Origin of the sequence: Acinetobacter sp. GWC1_38_13, from assembly GCF_001767535.1 — a bacterium.
GTDB lineage: Bacteria > Pseudomonadota > Gammaproteobacteria > Pseudomonadales > Moraxellaceae > Acinetobacter > Acinetobacter junii.
In genome coordinates, this window is the sequence record NZ_MELG01000017.1 from 1 (window position 1) to 6253 (window position 6253).

Sequence of the window (6253 nt, forward strand, 5' to 3'; positions counted from 1 at the left end):
ACGTACGATCTCAGGGTTTGCTCCAGATAAATCCACGATACTAGTGGTGGATAAAGTACCGAAACCGCCATCAATAAATACATCTATGCGTTTGCCGAGTTGATTTTCAATATCATAAGGATCATCTAGTGGTTCTGCTTGATCAGGAAGAATCAGGGTACTTGTGAGCAGTGGTTCGCCGAGCTCTTTTAGCAACGCTTGTGCGATAGGATTGCTAGGAATACGCAGACCAATGGTTTTTTTCTTAGGATGCATCAAGCGTTTTGGAACTTCGCTGGTTGCAGGCAAAATAAAGGTGGTTACAGCAGGCGTATTATTTTTAAGCAGTCGATACATTGCATTATCAACTTTTGCATAGGTTGCAATATCAGATAGATCACAACACATAATCGCATATTGATGTTTGGGACCTAGACCGCGAATCTGTGCAATTCGCTCCATGGCATTTTTATTTCCAATTTGGCAACCAATTGCATAAGCAGCATCAGTTGGATAAACAACCACATCACCTGCACGTATACGATCTACAGCTTGAGTGATTAAACGTGCCTGTGGATTTTCAGGATGAATATGTAAGTGCAACATTATTATAACTCCCTGATCTTTATGGCTGAATTAAGTATGAAACGTGTTAAGGGGCGGATGCAAGTCTCAGATGTGATAATTTTGTCAATCAATCAAGCGATTCACGTTTAAATTCATCAAGTTGTAATGCTCGTCCATTACGCGTACACAAGCAGATATAATAAATGAAGTGTGCAGCATCACGAGGTAATTTAGACTCACCTGAAAAAAAGCGTTTTACTTGATTAAAAACATTGTCTTTAAACAAAGCACCATCACCACCTTCGCCAGTTAAGTTATCTAAAGAGACACGAAACTTTCGACCAAATGCAGTTGCAAATAACCATTCAATCGCTTGGGGTTTGATTTCTACTTGTTCAAAAAGCGCTTGCTGTTCCGCAGTTCGACCATCCGGTGCATACCAATAACCTAGATCAGGTAACTTTCTACGTTGTTCCCCTGAAATCGTCCAATGACTAATTTCATGTAAGGCACTATTAAAAAAACCATGAGCAAATTGGATTCGTGCAGGTAGCTGATCTGTCGCTGGGAAATATTCTGGTTCAAAATCACCTTTAACTAATGTGACATTATGGTGGGAAAACCAGTGATTAAAGTGTAAAATGAGCCAATCAACATGTTCTACTTCAGTTGTTAACTTTTGCCAAGATGAGCGTTGCACTTGATCTGGTATCAATCGAGGTAGATCAGTTGAATGGGTGCTAACAAGTGATGAAGTTGTTACTTCAGGTTGCGGCTGCAACAGGTGCATTGCTTAATTTACCCCGAGTTCTGTCTAAAGAAGTGCAAAATTGTATCTTAATCTTTGACAGAGTACCGATGAATTTGTAGAATTGCCGCCTTAATTATGTCAGCAAATACCTTTCCGGCACAGATTGAGCCGTTTAAATGGGCTGAACAAGGCTTTACATGGTCAGGTACACTGCCATTGTCTCGCTTTGCTCGTATCGCTCGTGAAGCTGTTGGATCAATTAATGATCAATTGATCAACATAGACTGTAAGCTATCAATGGATGCATATCATCGCATTGTATGGTTAGATGGACATATTGATACGAAAGTTCCGATGGAATGCCAGCGTTGTCTGGATACCGTTGAAACTGAACTTGTATCAGATTTTCATTTAGCTTTAATCGATGATGAGTCACTGATAGAGCGCTTGGATGAGGATGCTGATTTCATCGTTTTAGGTGAAAGTGAGTCAACGAAAAAAGGTGATATTGATACACCTGCTTCGATCGATTTGCTCGCATTACTAGAAGATGAACTGTTATTGTTGATGCCTTTATCTCCTAAGCATGATGCTTGTGAGTTAAAACATCGACCTACCATTCAGGACGTTGCCGAAGAGAAGCGGGATAACCCGTTTGATGTTTTGGCAAGTTTGAAGGGTAAACTTAACTCATAATTTGTGTTATAATGTTGAGTTAAGACAACTGAATTTGTTCTGATCCATTTTTTCGATCTTTGTAAGGAGCCATCATGGCCGTTCAGCAAAACCGTAAAAGTCGCTCTCGCCGTGACATGCGCCGTTCACATGACGCTTTAACCGAGAATGCATTATCTGTAGACCAAACTACTGGTGAAACTCATCGTCGTCACCACGTGACTAAAGACGGTATTTACCGTGGTCGTCAATTATTCGCTAAAGCAGCTGATGCTGAATAATTGAATCATATGCATTAAGCGTTAGCTTAAAGTATAGAAAAAATGGGAGCGAAAGCTCCCTTTTTTGTTGTTTTTCGCAATTATAAAACGATTTAATCAATGTTAAATTTCCGCATCGAGAAAAAGTCTGCTGCTATTCTCATGTAGAATCATGAGAAATGATGAAACTGGCAATAGACCATTTTAAGGATTTTTATATGTCGACTAAACGACTTGAGCAGGCAGCTCAAGCAACAAAAACCGCATTTGTATTCCCAGGTCAAGGCTCGCAAAAAGTAGGTATGCTGGCTGAACTTGCTGAGCAGTTTGGTGTGATCAAAGAAACCTTTGATGAAGCATCAAATGCACTAGGTTTTGATTTATGGCATATCGCGCAAAGCGGAGAAGGTTTAGATCAAACTGAAAATACACAACCTGTTTTATTAACCGCTAGTATCGCGTTATGGCGCGTATGGTTGGAGTTAGGTGGTGTAGTACCAAAATACTTGGCAGGACACTCTCTTGGTGAATACAGTGCTTTAGTTGCTGCGGAAGCGATGACATTGGGAGATGCTGTAAAACTAGTGAATTTGCGTGGGAAACTCATGCAAAATGCAGTTCCTCAAGGAACAGGTGCTATGGCTGCAATTCTAGGTCTTGATGATCAGAAAGTGGTTGAGCTTTGCCAAGCTGCGACAGCAAATGGCGAGGGTTCGGTTGAAGCTGCCAATTACAATGCGCAAGGTCAAGTTGTGATTGCAGGAACTGCGACTTTAGTCCAACAGGTTATCGCTGCTGCAAAGGAGCAATCAGGCAAAGCCATTGCGCTACCAGTATCTGTGCCTTCACATTGCTCATTAATGAAGCCAGCAGCAGAACAGTTTGCTGAAGCTTTGGAACAAACTGCCATTGAGCTACCACGCCTTCCTGTAATACAAAATGTCAACGCGGAAATTGCGACAGATGTTGCTCAATTGCGTCAGGCATTAACGGCTCAGTTATATGAGTCAGTGCAATGGACTCGTACCATGCAATATCTGCAAGATCAAGGTATTCAGTATGTGGTCGAATGTGGACCTGGGACTGTACTGAGTAATCTTGCGAAGCGATTACCGAACATAGATAAAGCATTTGCGATTGATAGCAAAGCACGTATGGAAGATGCCCTAAACGCAGTATTAGTGGCAGAAGGAAAAATTGCATGACACAACAACGAAAAGTTGCGTTAGTGACAGGAGCTAGCCGAGGCATTGGCGCAGCAATTGCACAGCAGCTCATTCAAGACGGTTTTTTTGTAGTTGGCACCGCGACTTCTGAATCAGGCGCGCAAAAACTGACAGAAAGCTTTGCTGAGAACGGTGCGGGTGCTGTACTTGACGTTCGAAATGGTGAAGCGATTGATGCACTGGTAACAGATATCGAGCAAAAATACGGTTCTGTCTTAGTTCTAGTGAACAATGCTGGGATTACGAAAGATAATTTGTTACTTCGTATGTCTGAAGATGATTGGGACGATATTCTCAATATTCATCTCAAAGCTGTTTACCGTCTCTCGAAGCGTGTTTTAAAAGGTATGACTAAAGCACGTTTTGGTCGAATTATTAACATTAGTTCAGTGGTTGCACATTTTGCAAATCCAGGCCAAGCCAACTATTCAGCAGCAAAAGCAGGGATTGAAGCATTCAGTCGTAGTTTAGCTAAAGAGATGGGCAGCCGTCAGATTACTGTAAATAGTGTTGCACCTGGATTCATCGCGACTGAAATGACTGATCAGTTAAGCGAAGATGTTCGTAAAAAAATGAGTGATCAAGTAGCTTTAAATCGTCTAGGTGAACCTCAAGATATTGCGCATGCAGTAAGTTTCCTTGCAAGCGATAAAGCTAGTTACATTACTGGTACAGTTTTACACGTAAATGGTGGTTTATACATGGCCTAAGTGGCGATGTATAAACTTTTAAAAAATTTTATATTCAATTAAACTAGTGGCAAATTAAAACGCCACAAGCAATGAGGAGAATTCCTGTGAGCGATATCGAACAACGCATCAAACAAGCAGTAGCTGAACAATTAGGTATGCGTGCTGAAGAGATTAAAAACGAAGCATCTTTCATGGATGACTTAGGTGCTGACTCTTTAGATTTGGTTGAACTTGTAATGTCTTTTGAAAATGATTTTGACATCACGATTCCAGATGAAGATTCAAATGAAATCACTACAGTTCAATCTGCAATTGATTATGTAACTAAGAAACTTGGTTAATCATATCACATGATTAAAAGCCACCTTTTTCGGTGGCTTTTTTATATGTTCAACTTTTCATATGAATAGATGTAAAAATATCTTACAAAAAAATAAACTATAAATATGAAAATAATTTATTTGAGTGTATAAATTTTATGCTATTTAAAATAATGTATTAAACCATAACAACAAAAGGGAATTTTATGAATATAGCAAACCGTATTAAAGAGATCATTATTGAGCAACTTCGTGTAAATGAAGAAGATGTTTTACCAAATGCATCCTTTACAGATGATTTAGGCGCTGATTCATTGGCTGTAGTTGAGCTCATTATGGCTTTTGAGGGAGAATTTGGTACTCAAATTCCTTATGAAGAGGCTGAGAAAATTATTACCGTTCAATCTGCAATTGATTATATGACCAATATTGTGGGAGAAAATGTTTAAATTGCTTCAAGTTTTGAACGAATTGAAAGCCGCCGTAAGGTGGCTTTTTATATTTAAAATATATAAATGTGAAAGCTTAAAATCAGTTTTACTGCATATACATATATTTACAAGACCTCGTTAAATTGAAACTCGCATGCTTTATTTTTTCGGTATAACTAATTGTAAGTCTGTTTTGACTATGCTTAATCAATAATTACAGAGGAAATAAAAAATGGGTATTTTTGATTTTGTTAAAGGCATTGGTAAAAAAAATACAGCACCAGCAGAACCTCAGCCTGCTCCAGCCACACCTGTTGAGCCTTCAGCTCAAGAAATTGCCAATAAATTATTAGGCTTGATTAAGAGTTTAGGTCTTGGTGTTGATGGTTTATCAGTAACCTATAATGGAAATACCGATACAGCCATTATTAAAGGGCGAGTCAAAAGCCAAGCAGATAAAGAAAAGATAGTTCTTGCCGTTGGTAATATTGATCATGTTGCTCAGGTCGATGATCAGATGTCGGTTGAAGTGCCTGAACCAGAAAGTAAATTCTATACTGTAAAATCAGGTGATAATTTATCTAAGATTTCTAAAATGTATTATGGCGATCCAAACCAATACAATAAAATTTTTGAAGCGAATAGACCATTACTCAAAAATGCGGATGATATTTTTCCTGGACAAGTGTTACGTATCCCTGAATAAATTGTAATGTGACAGAAGAGGCGCGTATTGCGCCTTTTTTATTAATAAATTCTGGAAGATTTATCAATTTGAAAACAACTTAAAACCGTTTCGGAATCTTCTGCCCATTCACCACAGGCGATTCCGCATTTTTCAAAACACCAAACAACCACGTTTCAGCATGTTGGACAGCAGTTTTGAGTGAGTCACCTAAGGCTAAACGCCCTGCAATGAAACTTGCCAAAGAACAGCCAGAACCATGATATTGTCCGTCTAAACGAGGGCAATGGCTTTCAGCAATCATTTTGCCGTCAGCATAAAGTACATTGCGAATATGATCAGGTGTATCTTCATGTCCACCTTTCACTAGTACAGCTTTTGCGCCCATCTCAAATAATTTTTGAGTGGCCCGCTCAATATCATCAATACCTGTTAATGCTCTTAATTCAACTGTATTTGGGGTAATGACTGTAGCTAAAGGAATTAACTCAACAAATGCTTTAACTAATGTTGCTTGATCACCGAGTGAACCTCCACTATTCGCGACTAAAACAGGATCAAGTACATATTGATAATCATCATGTGCTCTTAAAAATTCAGCTAATGCAGCAATATTATCGGTAGTGCCCAACATGCCAGATTTTACACATTTGATCGGTAAGTCTCC

10 protein-coding genes are annotated in these 6253 nt (G+C 39.1%); 7 read left to right on the forward strand and 3 right to left on the reverse strand.

Features of this window, described 5'->3' with window-relative positions; translation table 11 throughout:
• Together A2003_RS01570 and A2003_RS01575 are read right to left on the reverse strand one after the other, a co-directional pair.
• The coding region (locus tag A2003_RS01570) for an L-threonylcarbamoyladenylate synthase (protein WP_286686723.1) at positions 1-585 on the reverse strand (585 nt) is incomplete at its 3' end.
• 88 nt (positions 586-673) lie between these two features.
• Entirely contained in the window at positions 674-1336 is a 663-nt protein-coding gene (locus A2003_RS01575) for an elongation factor P hydroxylase (RefSeq protein WP_004676481.1), read from the reverse strand.
• Between the two features lie 96 nt (positions 1337-1432).
• Here A2003_RS01575 and A2003_RS01580 point away from each other — a divergent pair, with 96 nt between their 5' ends.
• The 7 genes from A2003_RS01580 (at position 1433) to lysM (ending at position 5607) form a co-directional block, all read left to right on the forward strand.
• Positions 1433-1993 carry a YceD family protein gene (locus tag A2003_RS01580; RefSeq protein ID WP_286686724.1) on the forward strand — a complete coding sequence of 187 codons (561 nt, stop codon included), beginning with the start codon at positions 1433-1435 and terminating at the stop codon, positions 1991-1993.
• A gap of 74 nt (positions 1994-2067) precedes the next feature.
• Positions 2068-2253, forward strand: a complete 186-nt coding sequence (gene rpmF, locus A2003_RS01585) for a 50S ribosomal protein L32 (protein ID WP_004638135.1) — start codon at positions 2068-2070, stop codon at positions 2251-2253.
• A 197-nt stretch (positions 2254-2450) separates the two neighbouring features.
• Positions 2451-3437, forward strand: coding sequence for an ACP S-malonyltransferase (gene fabD, locus A2003_RS01590; protein ID WP_004952619.1), 987 nt, complete (start codon positions 2451-2453; stop codon positions 3435-3437).
• Positions 3434-4168, forward strand: coding sequence for a 3-oxoacyl-ACP reductase FabG (gene fabG / locus A2003_RS01595; protein ID WP_004682865.1), 735 nt, complete (start codon positions 3434-3436; stop codon positions 4166-4168). The genes fabD and fabG overlap by 4 nt, the downstream gene beginning before the upstream one ends.
• 86 nt (positions 4169-4254) lie before the next feature.
• The gene (acpP, locus tag A2003_RS01600; RefSeq protein WP_004655272.1) at positions 4255-4491 is read left to right on the forward strand and encodes an acyl carrier protein; all 237 of its coding nucleotides are present in this window, start codon (positions 4255-4257) and stop codon (positions 4489-4491) included.
• A gap of 185 nt (positions 4492-4676) precedes the next feature.
• Positions 4677-4919, forward strand: coding sequence for an acyl carrier protein (acpP, locus tag A2003_RS01605; RefSeq protein WP_004676488.1), 243 nt, complete (start codon positions 4677-4679; stop codon positions 4917-4919).
• 214 nt (positions 4920-5133) lie between these two features.
• Positions 5134-5607: a peptidoglycan-binding protein LysM gene (gene lysM, locus A2003_RS01610; protein WP_125318907.1), complete on the forward strand. Its 474-nt coding sequence runs from the start codon at positions 5134-5136 to the stop codon at positions 5605-5607.
• A 79-nt stretch (positions 5608-5686) separates the two neighbouring features.
• Here the strand turns inward: lysM and A2003_RS01615 are convergent.
• A partial coding sequence (locus A2003_RS01615) for a hydroxymethylpyrimidine/phosphomethylpyrimidine kinase (protein ID WP_286686725.1) occupies positions 5687-6253 on the reverse strand: 567 nt, incomplete at its 5' end.